Annotated in this window: 15 protein-coding genes; 8 read left to right on the forward strand and 7 right to left on the reverse strand. The window is 35.9% G+C overall.

From position 1 onward, the window contains the following. Window positions 1-8: 8 nt before the first annotated feature. Both CHRYMOREF3P_RS11620 and CHRYMOREF3P_RS11625 read left to right on the forward strand, forming a co-directional pair. On the forward strand, window positions 9-764 hold the full coding sequence (locus CHRYMOREF3P_RS11620; protein WP_077418831.1) for a glycosyltransferase family 2 protein: 756 nt from the start codon (window positions 9-11) through the stop codon (window positions 762-764). Beyond that, on the forward strand, window positions 764-1390 hold the full coding sequence (locus tag CHRYMOREF3P_RS11625) for a deoxyuridine 5'-triphosphate nucleotidohydrolase (RefSeq protein WP_077418830.1): 627 nt from the start codon (window positions 764-766) through the stop codon (window positions 1388-1390). The genes CHRYMOREF3P_RS11620 and CHRYMOREF3P_RS11625 overlap by 1 nt, the downstream gene beginning before the upstream one ends. On the opposite strand, the gene CHRYMOREF3P_RS11630 is transcribed toward CHRYMOREF3P_RS11625, so the two are convergent. The 6 genes from CHRYMOREF3P_RS11630 to CHRYMOREF3P_RS24400 form a co-directional block, all read right to left on the reverse strand. Next, complete coding sequence (locus CHRYMOREF3P_RS11630) at window positions 1382-2614, reverse strand: 3-deoxy-D-manno-octulosonic acid transferase (protein ID WP_180564688.1); 1233 nt, start codon at window positions 2612-2614, stop codon at window positions 1382-1384. The two genes, CHRYMOREF3P_RS11625 and CHRYMOREF3P_RS11630, sit on opposite strands and share 9 nt — an antisense overlap. 5 nt (window positions 2615-2619) lie before the next feature. Beyond that, complete coding sequence (locus CHRYMOREF3P_RS11635; RefSeq protein WP_077418828.1) at window positions 2620-2964, reverse strand: cupin domain-containing protein; 345 nt, start codon at window positions 2962-2964, stop codon at window positions 2620-2622. Further along, complete coding sequence (locus CHRYMOREF3P_RS11640) at window positions 2961-3428, reverse strand: DUF1648 domain-containing protein (protein WP_077418827.1); 468 nt, start codon at window positions 3426-3428, stop codon at window positions 2961-2963. The genes CHRYMOREF3P_RS11635 and CHRYMOREF3P_RS11640 overlap by 4 nt, the downstream gene beginning before the upstream one ends. Before the next feature lie 22 nt (window positions 3429-3450). Beyond that, window positions 3451-4167 carry a C40 family peptidase gene (locus tag CHRYMOREF3P_RS11645; RefSeq protein ID WP_047385994.1) on the reverse strand — a complete coding sequence of 239 codons (717 nt, stop codon included), beginning with the start codon at window positions 4165-4167 and terminating at the stop codon, window positions 3451-3453. 85 nt (window positions 4168-4252) lie between these two features. Next, entirely contained in the window at window positions 4253-4900 is a 648-nt protein-coding gene (locus CHRYMOREF3P_RS11650; protein WP_077418826.1) for an O-methyltransferase, read from the reverse strand. Window positions 4901-5028: 128 nt separating this feature from the next. Further along, window positions 5029-5184 carry a CCPGW family putative bacteriocin gene (locus CHRYMOREF3P_RS24400; protein WP_410493605.1) on the reverse strand — a complete coding sequence of 52 codons (156 nt, stop codon included), beginning with the start codon at window positions 5182-5184 and terminating at the stop codon, window positions 5029-5031. 839 nt (window positions 5185-6023) lie between these two features. Here CHRYMOREF3P_RS24400 and CHRYMOREF3P_RS11655 point away from each other — a divergent pair. The 3 genes from CHRYMOREF3P_RS11655 to CHRYMOREF3P_RS11665 are packed head-to-tail and all read left to right on the forward strand — an operon-like array spanning window position 6024 to window position 8210. Further along, window positions 6024-6617 carry a hypothetical protein gene (locus tag CHRYMOREF3P_RS11655; protein ID WP_077418824.1) on the forward strand — a complete coding sequence of 198 codons (594 nt, stop codon included), beginning with the start codon at window positions 6024-6026 and terminating at the stop codon, window positions 6615-6617. A 53-nt stretch (window positions 6618-6670) separates the two neighbouring features. Further along, window positions 6671-7243, forward strand: coding sequence for a hypothetical protein (locus CHRYMOREF3P_RS11660; RefSeq protein WP_180564689.1), 573 nt, complete (start codon window positions 6671-6673; stop codon window positions 7241-7243). A 4-nt stretch (window positions 7244-7247) separates the two neighbouring features. Beyond that, window positions 7248-8210, forward strand: coding sequence for an HTTM domain-containing protein (locus tag CHRYMOREF3P_RS11665; RefSeq protein WP_180564690.1), 963 nt, complete (start codon window positions 7248-7250; stop codon window positions 8208-8210). Window positions 8211-8262: 52 nt separating this feature from the next. Here CHRYMOREF3P_RS11665 and CHRYMOREF3P_RS11670 read toward each other — a convergent pair whose 3' ends face one another. Continuing rightward, window positions 8263-9096: an OmpA family protein gene (locus CHRYMOREF3P_RS11670; protein WP_047385985.1), complete on the reverse strand. Its 834-nt coding sequence runs from the start codon at window positions 9094-9096 to the stop codon at window positions 8263-8265. 87 nt (window positions 9097-9183) lie between these two features. Between CHRYMOREF3P_RS11670 and tilS the strand changes: the two genes are divergently transcribed. From tilS to CHRYMOREF3P_RS11685, 3 genes are all read left to right on the forward strand, one after another. Next, complete coding sequence (tilS, locus tag CHRYMOREF3P_RS11675) at window positions 9184-10533, forward strand: tRNA lysidine(34) synthetase TilS (protein ID WP_180564691.1); 1350 nt, start codon at window positions 9184-9186, stop codon at window positions 10531-10533. Continuing rightward, window positions 10523-12592 carry a protein-disulfide reductase DsbD family protein gene (locus CHRYMOREF3P_RS11680; protein WP_077418820.1) on the forward strand — a complete coding sequence of 690 codons (2070 nt, stop codon included), beginning with the start codon at window positions 10523-10525 and terminating at the stop codon, window positions 12590-12592. The genes tilS and CHRYMOREF3P_RS11680 overlap by 11 nt, the downstream gene beginning before the upstream one ends. A 122-nt stretch (window positions 12593-12714) precedes the next feature. Next, window positions 12715-14253, forward strand: coding sequence for a T9SS type A sorting domain-containing protein (locus CHRYMOREF3P_RS11685; protein ID WP_180564692.1), 1539 nt, complete (start codon window positions 12715-12717; stop codon window positions 14251-14253).

Raw genomic sequence — 14253 nt, forward strand, 5'->3', positions numbered from 1 at the left:
AAACATAAATGAAAGATCTTGTCTCCATTATCACTCCCTGTTATAATTCGTCAGAATTTATCGAGGAAACCATACAGTCTGTTCTTAACCAAACCTATGAAAACTGGGAATGGCTGATTACTGATGACCTTTCCACAGATAATACTGTTGAGATCATCAGAAAATATAATGATCCAAGAATAAAACTACAGGTACTGGAAAAAAATGGTGGAGCAGGAAATGCCAGAAACAATAGCCTGGAAAGAGCTCAGGGAAGATATATTGCTTTTCTGGATTCTGACGATTACTGGTATCCGGAATATCTGGAAACAATGACGGATTACATGCAGGAGCATAATGCAGAACTGGTCTACTGCAATTATTCCAGATGTGATGAACAGCTTCAGCCTATTCTAAAAGATTTTTTGGCTGATAAAGTCGTTACGTTCTCCAATCTGTTGAAGACATGCCGTCTGGCACCGGTTTCTACGATGTACGATACCAAAAGAGCAGGTAAGTTTTTGTTCCCTGTAAAAAGTAAGCGTGAAGATCATGTCATGTGGCTTAATCTTTTAAAAGTAATTCCTGAAGGGATTCCTGTACAAAAGACCCTGGCAAAATACAGAATGCGCGAAAACAGTGTTTCCAGAAAGAAAAAAAACATCATCAAAGATCAATATCTTGTCTATAAAGATTTCATGGGATTTTCAACAGTAAAATCATTGTATTATACAGCTAACTGGGCACTGAACGGATTCATGAAATATTCGAAATTTTTCAATTAATGGAATATTCAAAAGAGTTTAAAGCCGCTCTGAGCGCTTTTTCCGCTGCCGAGAAAGACAAACTTATTTTCAGACTTCTGAGAAAGGATAAATTACTGTCGAAAAAGCTGTATTTCGAACTTATTGATCCGGAAACTACAGATGATAAGAGAGATGCAATGGAGGAAATTGTAACGGAAAAGGTTCTTTTAGCCTCAAAATACACCGGAAACGCTCCCTATTTCCTGACGATCATCCGAAAGATAAGTGCAGAGATTACTGAACACATCAAAATTACCACAGATAAATTCGGGGAAGTTTCACTGAATCTTCTTCTTATCAATAAAATCCTGGAAAACAACAGTGACCTCAGCAGACAAAGGTTTGATAATGTTTACAAGCTTTATATTTATGTCATCAACAAATTATTCAAATCTTTGACTCTTATTAAAAAACTGGATGAGGATTACTGGATGGAAATTGATGAATATCTGCGTGACACCCAAGAGAAGATCTCAGAAAATCATTATCTACAAAAACTTTGCGTCAACAATGGCCTTGATACCAGCTGGCTGGAATGTGACAGGATTCCTGAAAACATAGATCAGATCATGAAGGAAATGAAAAGCCAGGGATATTTACGATAAAATTTTCTCCAGAATCATTTTGGTAGAATCTGGTTTTCCATCTACAAATTTTTCCGCATTTTGAGACATTTCTGTAAGCTCTTCCTGATTGTCTTCATTCATAAGAAATAAAACAAATTCTGCAGCTGTATATTCGTCTGAAAATGATTTCCCACCGTTCGCAGCGATGAGATCATCGGCTTCCGGATTCTTTTTGTACTGATTTCCAAAAATCACAGGAACGCCAAAAGTTGCCGCTTCCAGAATATTATGAAGTCCGGCATCATGAAACCCCCCTCCTACAACAGCTGCATCTGCGTAAGAATATAATTTTGACAGTAAACCAATGCTGTCTATAATCAGAACCTGAGTGCTGGAAATATGAATGTTTTGAATTTGGCTGTATAATAAAGCCTCGGGAAATATATTTTGCAAATGTTCTACTCTTTTCAGATCATGTGGTGCTATGATGAGTTTCACCGTATTGTTTTTACGGGAAATCACTTCTGCTATCTTTTCTTCAGCATGCCATGAGCTCCCAAAAACTACAGCTTTATGATCTCCTTTAAAGTCTGCTATAAAGTCTACATGGTTGTTCCGTTCACGAAGTTGTTTTACTCTGTCAAATCTTGTATCTCCCGTTACGGAAGATTTTATCAATCCCACACTTTTAGCCAAGGCTAAGGAAAACTGAGTCTGATGAAAAAACCAATCTACATCTTTCTGAAGCTGCTTTACAAACCATTTGCCATAGGAAGTAAAGAAGGATTGCCTTTCATAGAACAGAGCGGAGATAACGTAGATCTTTGCCCCTTTACTTTTCAGTTCAGCAAGCAGATTATACCAGTAATCATATTTAACCGTAAAAAATAGTTCAGTATTAAACTGCGATATAAATTCCCTCACAATATGTTTTTTATCGAATGGCAAGTAACAAATAACGTCTGCGATGTGTTTCTTTTTAATGACATTCTCATATCCTGAGGGAGAGAAAAAAGTCACCAGAATTTTATGCTGAGGGAAATTCTCTTTAAGCTTCTCCAGGACAGGTAATCCCTGCTCGTATTCTCCCAAACTGGCAGCATGCATCCAGATTACTTTATCTGTTTTTGTAAATGCTGATTTTACTTTATCCAAAGACTGCTTTCTTCCTTCAACGCCTTTTTTAGTTTTATCATTAATCAATGCAAAAACCTTCATTCCGAAAGTAAGGAGACTGATAAATATAGTGTATAGAAAAGCCATTTTAATTATTCTTTTATTTCAATTCTATCGTGATCCGCAGGTGGATTGGATATGACTAAAAATTCGATTTCTTTGGTGGATTCATTGGAGATATAATGTTTTGATTCCTGTGCAATAGAAATAGACTCACCCTGTTTAACCTGGAATTTCTCTTCATTAATATAAAATACAGCTTCTCCTTTCAGAATATAAAAAAACTGCTCTGCTACTCTGTGAAAGTGCAGTTTTTCTGATGTTCCCGCAGGCATTTTTTCCTGCTTCACAGATAAGCCTTTTGTGTTTTTCAGAATCCAGCTGTCACAATGGTTTCCCCAGATATAGTGCTCAGAATTATCTTTAGAATGTATCATTTGAATATATGGGCAATAAAAAGTAGTGCAGGAGTAAATAACACAACGGATAAAAATATGGTGGCAAATGAAATTTTGGGTTTTGCCTGATCATCTGCAGCATATCTGAACATATAGTCCTGAATATTTGTAAAAATGATTGCCAGTACAACAAAAAGTATTCTCAATCCAATTTTCATAATTAAAAACTGAGCATTCATATTCTGATCTGTAATTTCTACAGGGAAATTAGTATCTTCAGGATGTCTTAATCCATAGACGAACAGGGCATATAGTCCAAGAGCTAATACAGGCATCAGAAATGCATATATTTTCCCACCAAATCCATCAGCCTTTCCTTCCATATCAAAGTGTACAGGAATTCTCTCTGGCAATGCGCTATAGTTTTTCAGGGTAAATCCCCACAAAAAAGCGACCCATCCAAAATTAAAAATATCAAAAATTATAAAAAGAGTATTTTCCATTTCAGATGAGATTGAATTAGGATTAAATTACACTTTTCAATACTCTCAGCTTGTGAGTATGCTTGTTCATTTCTTTATTGAAAATCCCCGTGGAGTCCAATGTATCAATTCTTACTTTCCCGGAAGCATGAATGATCTTTTGATTACCCAGCATAATTCCTACGTGGATAATTTTTCCTTCTGCATTTTCAAAGAATGCAAGGTCTCCGGGCTGTGTTTCCTCTATAAAAGTAAGCGGCTCTCCTACCTCAGCCTGTTGTGAAGCATCTCTTGGAATTTTAATATTGTGAATTTTATATACCAGTTGAGTAAATCCTGAGCAGTCTACAGCAAAAAAGCTTTTGCCTCCCCACAGATAAGGTACATTAAGGAATTCTTTTGCCGTAAGGGCAATACTTTCACGTACATCATGACTTCTTCTTGAAGCAACCACCGGGAACTCCACTTCTGATCCCATAGACAATAGTGTCTTCCCATCATTCATTAAAACGGAAGAAAAATCTTCAGTAACGACAGTCACTTTTCTGCCTGCCAGCTCTTCATCCGTTACCGGTTTCAGCTGTTTGGTATCCATCCATCCTTCATAGCCGTCGTAATGCATTTTTATTTTGGTCCAGTTTTTATCTACTTCCAAAATATCTGCACTTTCTCCAAACAATATTTCCGTAACAATTTCAGCTCTGTCAGAATTCTCTGCACGAACCGGCGCTACTGTAACAATACAAATTCCTTTATTCATTAACTCTCAATTTAAAGATTGAATAATTTAAGATTAAAATACGATCTGTACAATCTTTAACTATTTTACTCTTTGAATATTTTAATTACTTTCTGCGAAGAAAGTTGACTCCATCACGCAAAGGTAAAATAAGATTTTCAAAATCTTCGTCTTTTGCCGCCAAATCGTTCAATTCCTGGATAGACTGTGTAGATTTCAATTTCGGATTTTCTTCAAGCACTTTCCCGTACCACAAAACATTATCAAACAAAATTACCGTTCCGGATTTGGTGTGAGGTTTTATCAATCTAAAATATTCTGCATAATTTTCCTTGTCAGCATCCACAAAAATCAGATCAAAAAACTCATCTGTTTCTTGCAAGAATTCTTTGGCATCCTGAAGTTTAAAATCAATCTGATTGGCATATTCACTGGTCTCAAAATACTTTTTCGGCAAATAAGCAAGATCTTCGTTCACATCCAGCGTTGTAATTTTCCCCTCTTTTGCCAATCCTGATGCAAGGCATAGAGTAGCATATCCTGTGAATGTTCCTATCTCCAAAATACTTTTTGGCTGCAGCATCTGGGAAATAATAGTCAATAACCTTCCCTGCTGGTATCCGGAAATCATATGAGGCTGTGTCGTCTTTTGATAAGTCTCTCTTCTCAGTTTTTTCAGAATTTCGGATTCCGAAGAAGCGTGTGCTTCCAAATATCTGTCCATTTCAGGATTCTTTTCTTCAAAAAAACTCATACAATTTTAATTTAAAACAAATTTAAGGATTTTAAAGCTAGTTTTTAAATTCAACAAGAAGATACAAAAAAGAGAGAAATTAATCCCTCTCTTTTTCTTAGCCATATCTAAATTTTATGTAAAAATCATTATACTGCTATACAATATTGTCTTATACCAGCACAAACCCATCCTGGGCAACACTCTGTTTGTGGGCTAGTACAAAATATCTGTGGATTACATCCTCTAATAGCACCTTGTACAGTTTTCATTTCTACTCTTGAAAGTTTTTTTGAATTTTTCATAATTATTTTGTTTAGTATTAATTTCCTACTCTTTAAGATTTTCGGACACCTCTTTTTTATTTCCTTTTAAAGGGATTTAAATATACACATTCTTTTGTTAACCAAACAATTATACGCTAATAATTGGTTAGAAATTAAAAAAACACATCATACCGGGAAAACCCCCATATAAAATACCGTGAAAATACGGATGGTATTTTTGTGGTATCCGTTGTAAGTTTGCAATGAGAATAAGGGGTAAAAACACTAAGAGAAACAAGATGATTGCAGGAGAGACACAAACTAACCATGGGAATCACAAAAAAGTTATGCTGAAAGGCAAAACTGATTCTTCTGCAGCAAAAACTAAGAAAGAAATATCCACTTCATTTTTGCTACGAATTATTTCACTCCTGAAAAAGGAAGAATTAATTTGATTAAAAATAGATCCCGGCCACCTTCGGGATTTATTTTTTTTAAGCAGTAGTATCTCTTTTCAAACTCCATCAGCTATTCTTCCTGATCATTGGATCAACAATCTAATCCCATTCCGGGACCAACATTTCCCAACTTCAATTCAAAAGAACTTTTCTGAGTTCATCTGACAAATCATTGTTATAAACATCAATAAAAACAGTCTGGATTATCATTAAGCAGCCTGTTATTCCGGGGTCCTCATATTTCCAATCTTCACATTTCAATATTACAGGTTAAAGTCCTTATAAAAAAACAGGATAAACACTTATTCTTAAGCACTTACATAATTCTACATTTGATCTAAGTTTCTCAACCATGAAACACTCACACGAGGAGGCCCCCGAAAATCCTAAAACAGAGTAGGGATATTTTAAAACAACCACATGAAAACAAAGACTTTATTTTTAATTGGAGCAATAGTGGGACTTGTTATGATATTTTCCCAGCTAAAGCCTCAGGAAATGTCTTTTTATAAAGAAAAAGGCAATTACATTGTAGACAACAATTACATCCTTAAAGATGTTAAAAAAATTTCTGATGAAGACATGAAGAGTTTATTAAAACTACAAAAACTCCATCAGAATAGTTTGGGTACCAATTTTATTATATACAAAATCAACAGACAGTATATCATCCGCGGATGTTTAATGAAAGCTAATATCGACTGGAAAAAATACGGTGACCTAAGAGCTAAAGTAGATGGCATCCTGAAAAAATACGGAGCCAAAGAACTTGGAACGGATTATTATGCAATTCAAAACAATCAGGTTGCTACTAATGCTGCCCTGCTGAGCCAGAAAGATATTGCTTCTTTAGGTAAACTTACCATAAGAGGTGCTGAAGAATATACGATCTGTCCGCCAACTATGGGAAGAAAGAATCTTACCAATGTGATCATAAAATCTTACAAAGTCAATACAGCTATTGATCCAAGAATCAATGTAAAACTTAATAGTGTGTTGGCTAACTACAAATAACAGTTAAAGGCTGTTTTTGTTCTGAAGACAGCCTTTTCTTAAATCTTTTTGTCATGAAAAAAAAGCTTCAGTTATCCGGAATATTCATTATCATATTGATGGTATTTACCATTGGTATGAAGGGAACGTTTGATGGCTACTACGGTTTTTATTATGAAAACAAAAACTATGATAAACCTCTGGTTTATGTGATATCAGAGAACTTTGCCCAATCAAAACCTATCAATATGTTTACAGCTTATACCGGTTTTGATACTGGATATGGTTTTTATGCACCGAATGTTGCCAGTGATTTTGTAATGAGCTTTGAGCTGAAAGACAAGAATGGAACTCTCCTGGAACAAAAGACCATGCCTTATTTCAAAAGCAAGGAGAGCAGAGTGAGATATACTACTGTCTTTAATATGTTTCTGGATAAAATTTCCGATAAAAACACCTATGACAAAAAATATTATCAGTATCTGGATATTATTATCAGTCAGATCGCAGCACATGTGATGAAAGAAAACCCAAAAGCCGTCAGCGTTACTACAAAACTTTATCTGTACGACTACCCTACTATTGCAGATTTTAAACAGGGAAAAACGAATGAAAATCTTATTCTTATTGATGAATTCAAACATTAAAGTGATGAAAAAGCTGAATGTACTTTATACCCAACTTGAAAGCTTCTTTTTCAAACAGGACAATCAAACGGAATTCTTAAGCTTCTTCCGTGTTGCTATAGGAACTGTTATCCTCTTACAGTTTCTCGCAGTGATCCCGGATTTTGACAAATTATTTTCAAGCAGCAGTATTATTCCACAGGATATTATGAGTGTGTTCACTCCTGACTGGCTGATTACTTTCTCAAAAATCATCACCTTTTTACAGGGCTTCGGCATTGAAGAAAGTACAACAATTGTGATGACCAAAATATCATTTATTACCTTGTGCATTTTGATCATTACCGGGTTTTATTCCAGAGGCTCTGCACTTCTTTTACTTATACTTCAAATTGCATTACTCAAAGGAAGTTCTTTCTTTGCATATGGTGCAGACTTTTTCACAAGCATGTCTTTATTTTATCTCATCCTTTTTCCTTCAGACCAACATTTTTCACTCAGGAATTTTATTTTCAGTAGAAAATCACGAGAGATAAATACCACACCGGTAAAAAGATTATTTCAGGTTCATATTTCAATTGCTTACTTCTTTTCCGGACTGGATAAAGCTTTAGGTTTCAACTGGTGGAACGGAGAATCTATCTGGAAAGCCATTCATCTGCCCTATTCCAACAGAGATCTGAATTTTGATTTCAGCTGGCTTACAGAACATTCTTATCTCTTAAGTTTCATGGGATGGAGTACCATTATCATCGAGATGTGCTACCCGTTTTTCATCTGGTACAAACCGACTCAGAAGACATGGCTTTTCCTAACAATTTCTATGCATATAGGAATCGCACTCGTTCTTAATTTATACTACTTTTCAGCTATTATGATCGTATGGAATATCACCAATTTTTATTTTGAGCAAACAGCGAAAAAAGCAGTTCCTTATTCAAAGAAAAAAATATCAGCTCATTATATTCCGAAACAAATTAACTCATAAAAAAATAAATCCCGAATTGCTTCGGGATTTATTTGTATGTATGGTTGAGTGATTATTTCTTAGGAGCGATATCCATCAGTTTCATAAACTCATCAAGCTTAGGCATAATGATGATTTCCGTTCTTCTGTTTTCGCCTCTACCTGAAACGCTCATGTTCGTTGCTTTCGGGTTGTACTCAGAACGACCTCCAGCTGTAATTCTTGCCGGATCTACTCCAAACTGAGTCTGAAGAACTTTAGCCACAGAAGTACCTCTCAATGCAGAAAGATCCCAGTTGTCTCTCGGAAGATTTGGAGAGTTCAGTGGAGCATTATCTGTATTACCCTCAATCAATACTGAATATTTATCGTAGTCATTGATTACTTTTGCTACTTTACCTAACACTTCCTGAGCAGCAGGCAGAATGTTGTAATCTCCTGTTTTGTATAACATATTATCTGAAAGAGAGATCATTACCACTCCTTTCAATACCTTCACCTGTACATCCTGATCTGATACATTATCTAAAGATCTCTTCAGCTTGTTAGACAATGCCAGGTTCAGGCTGTCATTCTTAGCATTGTTAGAGATCAATTGCTTGATATAAGAATTGGAAGCATTGATTTCTCCTACCAGTTTATCAATATTAGCAGAACTTTTTCCGGTATTGGAAAGACATGCATCAAGTGATGATTTTAAAGCATCATGCTGGCTTTTCAGCAAGTTGTTTTCACCGGACAATGCAGAGTTCTGAGACTTCAAATCCTGAATTTCTCTCTGTCTTTCTCCGATATTTTCAATACACTGCTTATAGTTTGAGCTCAAAGCATCATACTGCTTCTTGCTGACACAAGATGTCATTCCCAGCGCCATTGCAGAAACTGCTACAATTTTTAAAATCTTCATAAATAATCATTTTTAGACTACTCAAAGTTAGGAAAATTCAATTGAATTATATCGGTTATCTTTGCATAAAAGAAATTCTCAACATCTATGTTGGAAAAATCAAGCTTTATCAGTCAATTAAAAAATCTCGTTAACGAACCGGAAAATCATACGTATCTTCTGGCGGTAAGCGGAGGAGCAGATTCTATGGTTCTTGCTTCTTTATTCAGGGATTTTGGGAACAAAAACCAAGATTCAGAATTCCAGTTTCAGGTTGCCCATATCAATTATAAACTTCGTGGTAATGATTCGGATCTGGATCAAAAAACAGTGCAGGATTTTTGTGAGAAAAATCATATAAAATTTCATTTGTATGAAGTTTCGGAAAAGGATCGAAAACCTGAGAATTCTATTCAGCTTTGGGCGAGGGAACTTCGATATACTTTTTTTAAAGAAATTCAGGAAAAGGAAAAACTGGAGTTTCTGGTTACCGCTCATCATCTGAATGACCAGCTGGAAACATTCATCATCAACCTTTCCAAAGCTGCTGGCATCAACGGACTCAGTGGGATTCCATCAAATGACAATTATATTCTCAGACCGCTATTGAATTTTTCAAAAAAAGAAATTTATCAGTTTGCTGAGGAAAATACGATTGAATTCCGGGAAGATTTGTCTAATAAAAAAAATGATTACCTGAGGAATAAGATTAGAAATGAGATTGTTCCGATGCTGATGGAAACCAACGACCATTTTCTGGAAAACTTCAAAAAAAGTTCTTTGTACCTGAACCAAACTAAAGATTTTGTCCAGAAACAGATTCAGGAGATCGAAAATCGTCTTACGGTATTTAACCAAAACAATAAAATCTTATCAAAGGAAAAGCTGGATCAGGAAAGCGACTTCGTAAAATTTGAAATTTTAAAAAAATACGGATTCAACCAGGAGGAAGAAATACCAAAAATTTTTAAAGCCGAAAACAACAGTTCATTTTTTTCAAAAGAATATCAGTTGATTGTCAATCGTGATGAACTGATTTTTATTGACAAAAGCAATGAAAAGGAAATCGAAGAGGAAATTGTACTGATTGATCATTTTGATTTTTCCGAAAACCAAATCAACATCAATCTCGTAGATTACATTGAAAGCATTGATGGAATCAATAAGGGGTTTGAATGGGATTTTGATGCTGACAAACTTCATTTCCCACTACGTTTGAGAAAACAAAAAGAGGGTGACGAGTTGTATCCAACCGGTTTTTCCGGGAAAAAGAAAGTTTCTAAGTTTTTTAGGGACGAAAAATTATCTATTTTAGCGAGGCAAAAAATCTGGATACTGACTGACAGTAATGATTCTGTACTAGGGATCATTCCCTTCAGACAGGATAGAAGATATGCAAAGAATGAGAAGACAAAATGGAGTCTCAAAATTTTTAATGAAATGAACAATGAAATTTAGAAATTGGTTTTTATTAATTCTACTATTTTTAGCGACAGGGATTAATGCGCAAATAAAAAATCCTGTAAAGTTTAAATTCACCATCAACGACCTGGGAAACAATCAGTACGAAGCGGTATTGAATGCTACTATGGAAAGCGGATGGCACATTTACTCAAAAGATTTACCGGAAGATACCGGAATTCCTACTGAGTATAAAGTTACGGGAAAGAATATTGAACTGATTGGGAAGTTTACCGAAGTAGGTAAAAAACATGAAGAGTTTTCTGAAGCTTTTGGTGGAACAATTGTCTTCTACTCCAATTCAGCAGGATTTAAGCAGAAATTTAAATTAAAAGATCCGACAAAACCTGCAGATGTCACGTCTGAAATTACTTATCAGACTTGTGACGACAGAGTTTGTCTTGCTCCCAATACATTAGAATTCAACCAAAAAGTTACCCCAAAAGGGGCAACAGAAGAAGCCGCAACTGAGGAAACAGCGGCTCCTGTAAAAGACTCTGTAAAAATAACTGAAACGGTTACTGAGAATCCTGCCAAAACAGAAGTTGCGATCACAGAAACTTCAAAACTGGATCCTAAGCAGCTGAAAATTGAAACGATAGATTTCAAAAAACCATTAACAGATTGTGGTACTGCTTCTACTAAAGTGGACGAAAATTACTGGACCTATTTATTCCTAGGATTTATAGGCGGTCTGATCGCGTTGCTTACGCCTTGCGTTTTCCCAATGATTCCATTAACAGTTTCATTCTTTACGAAAGGCAGCAAGAACAAAGCGAAAGGAAAAAGAGATGCTCTTATTTATGGGTTTTTCATTCTTCTTATCTTCGTTTTATTAAGTATTCCTTTCCACATTATCGACGGGATTGCAGGAAATATCTTCAACGAGATTTCTACCAGCGTATGGCTGAATATCGCCTTCTTTATTATTTTCATTTTCTTTGCCGGAAGTTTCTTCGGATATTATGATATCACTTTACCGAGTTCAATCGCTAATAAATCTTCTAAAGCGGAAGAAGCAGGAGGACTTATCGGTATTTTCTTCATGGCATTGACATTGGTGATTGTTTCTTTCTCCTGTACAGGGCCTATTTTAGGAAGTTTACTAGGAAGTGCGGTAACGGGTTCTACTAACGTTCCGATGTTATTGACATTTGCATTGGCAGGATTTGGTCTTGCCTGGGCAATCATTTTCGGACTATTGGCTTTATTCCCGCAAGCATTACAAAGTCTTCCGAAATCCGGAGGATGGATGAATACGGTAAAGGTAGTTTTAGGTTTCGTAGAATTGGCTTTAGCCTTGAAATTCTTATCTAAAGCAGATCTTGTTTCTAAGACATTCTTCTTAAAAAGAGAACTTTTCATTGCAATCTGGATCATCGTAGCATTAGGATTAGCATTATATTTATTAGGATTCATCAGATTCCCGCATGATGATAAAAAGCCTAAAATATCCATTACAAGAAAGATATTAGGCGCATTGGGAATAGGTTTTGTAATCTATTTAATCCAGGGATTAATACCATCTGACCGTCCAAAACTGCAGTTGTTAAGCGGGATTTTACCTCCACTGAACGTAAGTTATTTCCATGATGAAAAAGATGGAATTTTAGGAATGCATCCGGAACACGACTTCTTCAAAGCAATAGAACTTGCCAAAAAAGAAGATAAACCTATTTTAATTGACTTCACCGGATACGGTTGTGAAAACTGTAGAAAAATGGAGGAGTTTGTATGGAGCGAACCAGATATCTTACCTATCCTTCAGAACGATGTAGTATTAGCATCTCTGTATGTGGATGACAAAGAAGAGCTTCCGGAGGATCAAAAAACTAAAATTGACCTTGGTGAAGGGCAGATCAAAAAGGTAAAAACAATCGGTGACAGATGGAGTTTATTCCAGCAGGTTAACTTTAACAATAACTCGCAGCCTCACTATGTTTTGATAACTCCGGACGGAAAAGTAATCAATACTCCGGTTTCAGGATATATGCCAAAAGAGGATTTCAAGAAATTCTTGGAATGCGGTGTTAATTACTATAAAAAGAGTAAATAAAACATTTACATATCATTGAAAAACTCACACTTTACCGTGTGAGTTTTTTTATTTCTAATGACTTGAATAAACATCAAAATAAATTAATTACATTAGAGCAAACTAATACCCAATCAAAAAAAATGAGAAACTTTACGGTGATTCTATCATTATTCTTAACTTCTATTTTGTCCGCCCAGACTGCTCCTTCCATTCAATGGCAAAAATCTATGGGCGGAAGTAATGTAGATATGTTTCATTTTGTTGAGCAAACTTCCGACGGGGGATACATTATTTCAGGTTCTACCTTTTCCAATAATGGAGACCTTACGGGAAATTTTGGCAGCAGGGACGCATGGATTCTTAAGTTGAGTTTCAACGGAAGCATAGAGTGGCAAAAATCATTAGGAGGCAGCCAGGCAGAATTATTCCAGTCTATACGGGAAACTTCCGATGGAGGTTATATTCTCGCGGGAGGATCAACTTCTGTAGATGGCGATCTTACCAACAACAACGGTCTTGAAGATTATTGGATTGTAAAATTAGATTCAGTTGGAAATATAGAATGGCAAAAATCTATGGGTGGAAGCGATCGTGATATTGCACAAGATATTTTGCAAACGTCTGACGAAGGATACATTATTGCCGGAACAAGCTATTCTACTGATGGTGATATACTGGGAAGCCATGGAGGTTCAGATATCTGGATCATTAAAACAAATTCCACAGGAAATATACAATGGCAAAAGTCTTTAGGCAGTAGTTCAGCCGAAGAAGTACAATCTATTCAACAAACTTCTGATAATGGATATATTATTGGAGGGACCACCGGAAATATTGCAGATGGAGATGTCACACAGATATATGGAGGAACAGACTATTGGATCGTAAAACTGGATTCGGATGGGAATATACAATGGCAGAAATCTTTAGGCGGAACCGGATTTGATGTTGTCCATTCTATCCAACAGACTTTTGATGGAGGTTATATTGTTGCTGGAGTATACGAAAGGGCAATTCCTCCCTATGCTCTAAATTCCGATTATGGCATCATAAAACTAGCCAGTAATGGAGATATACAGTGGCAAAAATTTTTTGGAGGAAGCAACAGTGAGGTCGCCAACTCTATTCAGCAAACCGCTGATGGGGGATATATTATTGCAGGATTTTCCAATTCTAACAATGGCGACGTGCTAGGAAATCATGGTAACAGTGATTTCTGGATTTTAAAAACAGATAATACCGGAACGCTTCAATGGCAAAAATCTTTAGGCGGAACTGGTAATGAGAGCGCAGGATCTATCCGAAAGACAGTGGATGGTGGATATATTATTATTGGATATTCCAGCTCCAACAATGGAGATGTTTCAGGGAACCACGGAAACATTGACGGGTGGATCGTAAAATTAGGCCCGCAACAATTAGGAATCTCGGAAAGTCAGAAAATGAATCAACCTAACCTCTACCCAAATCCGGCAAAAGATTTCTTTTATGTGGACCATCTTCCAAAAGGAACTGTTATGGACATTATTGATATGTCAGGAAGAAAACTTTTATCCAAAAAAAATAATGAGGAAAAAATAAAAATCAATACTTCTATATTCTCAGAAGGAATCTATATTGTGCAAATAAAAAACAAAGACGGAATCATTTTCTCAAAGAAAATAACCGTCAGCAGATAG

The sequence above is a fragment of the Chryseobacterium sp. JV274 genome (assembly GCF_903969135.1).
GTDB lineage: Bacteria > Bacteroidota > Bacteroidia > Flavobacteriales > Weeksellaceae > Chryseobacterium.

Excerpts from the sequence above, each read along its gene's own strand:
- CHRYMOREF3P_RS11620 (WP_077418831.1), top strand. The coding sequence starts at position 9 with ATGAAAGATCTTGTCTCCATTATCACTCCCTGTTATAATTCGTCAGAA.
- CHRYMOREF3P_RS11625 (WP_077418830.1), top strand. The coding sequence starts at position 764 with ATGGAATATTCAAAAGAGTTTAAAGCCGCTCTGAGCGCTTTTTCCGCT.
- CHRYMOREF3P_RS11630 (WP_180564688.1), bottom strand. The coding sequence starts at position 2,614 with ATGGCTTTTCTATACACTATATTTATCAGTCTCCTTACTTTCGGAATG.
- CHRYMOREF3P_RS11635 (WP_077418828.1), bottom strand. The coding sequence starts at position 2,964 with ATGATACATTCTAAAGATAATTCTGAGCACTATATCTGGGGAAACCAT.
- CHRYMOREF3P_RS11640 (WP_077418827.1), bottom strand. The coding sequence starts at position 3,428 with ATGGAAAATACTCTTTTTATAATTTTTGATATTTTTAATTTTGGATGG.
- CHRYMOREF3P_RS11645 (WP_047385994.1), bottom strand. The coding sequence starts at position 4,167 with ATGAATAAAGGAATTTGTATTGTTACAGTAGCGCCGGTTCGTGCAGAG.
- CHRYMOREF3P_RS11650 (WP_077418826.1), bottom strand. The coding sequence starts at position 4,900 with ATGAGTTTTTTTGAAGAAAAGAATCCTGAAATGGACAGATATTTGGAA.
- CHRYMOREF3P_RS24400 (WP_410493605.1), bottom strand. The coding sequence starts at position 5,184 with ATGAAAAATTCAAAAAAACTTTCAAGAGTAGAAATGAAAACTGTACAA.
- CHRYMOREF3P_RS11655 (WP_077418824.1), top strand. The coding sequence starts at position 6,024 with ATGAAAACAAAGACTTTATTTTTAATTGGAGCAATAGTGGGACTTGTT.
- CHRYMOREF3P_RS11660 (WP_180564689.1), top strand. The coding sequence starts at position 6,671 with ATGAAAAAAAAGCTTCAGTTATCCGGAATATTCATTATCATATTGATG.
- CHRYMOREF3P_RS11665 (WP_180564690.1), top strand. The coding sequence starts at position 7,248 with ATGAAAAAGCTGAATGTACTTTATACCCAACTTGAAAGCTTCTTTTTC.
- CHRYMOREF3P_RS11670 (WP_047385985.1), bottom strand. The coding sequence starts at position 9,096 with ATGAAGATTTTAAAAATTGTAGCAGTTTCTGCAATGGCGCTGGGAATG.
- tilS (WP_180564691.1), top strand. The coding sequence starts at position 9,184 with ATGTTGGAAAAATCAAGCTTTATCAGTCAATTAAAAAATCTCGTTAAC.
- CHRYMOREF3P_RS11680 (WP_077418820.1), top strand. The coding sequence starts at position 10,523 with ATGAAATTTAGAAATTGGTTTTTATTAATTCTACTATTTTTAGCGACA.
- CHRYMOREF3P_RS11685 (WP_180564692.1), top strand. The coding sequence starts at position 12,715 with ATGAGAAACTTTACGGTGATTCTATCATTATTCTTAACTTCTATTTTG.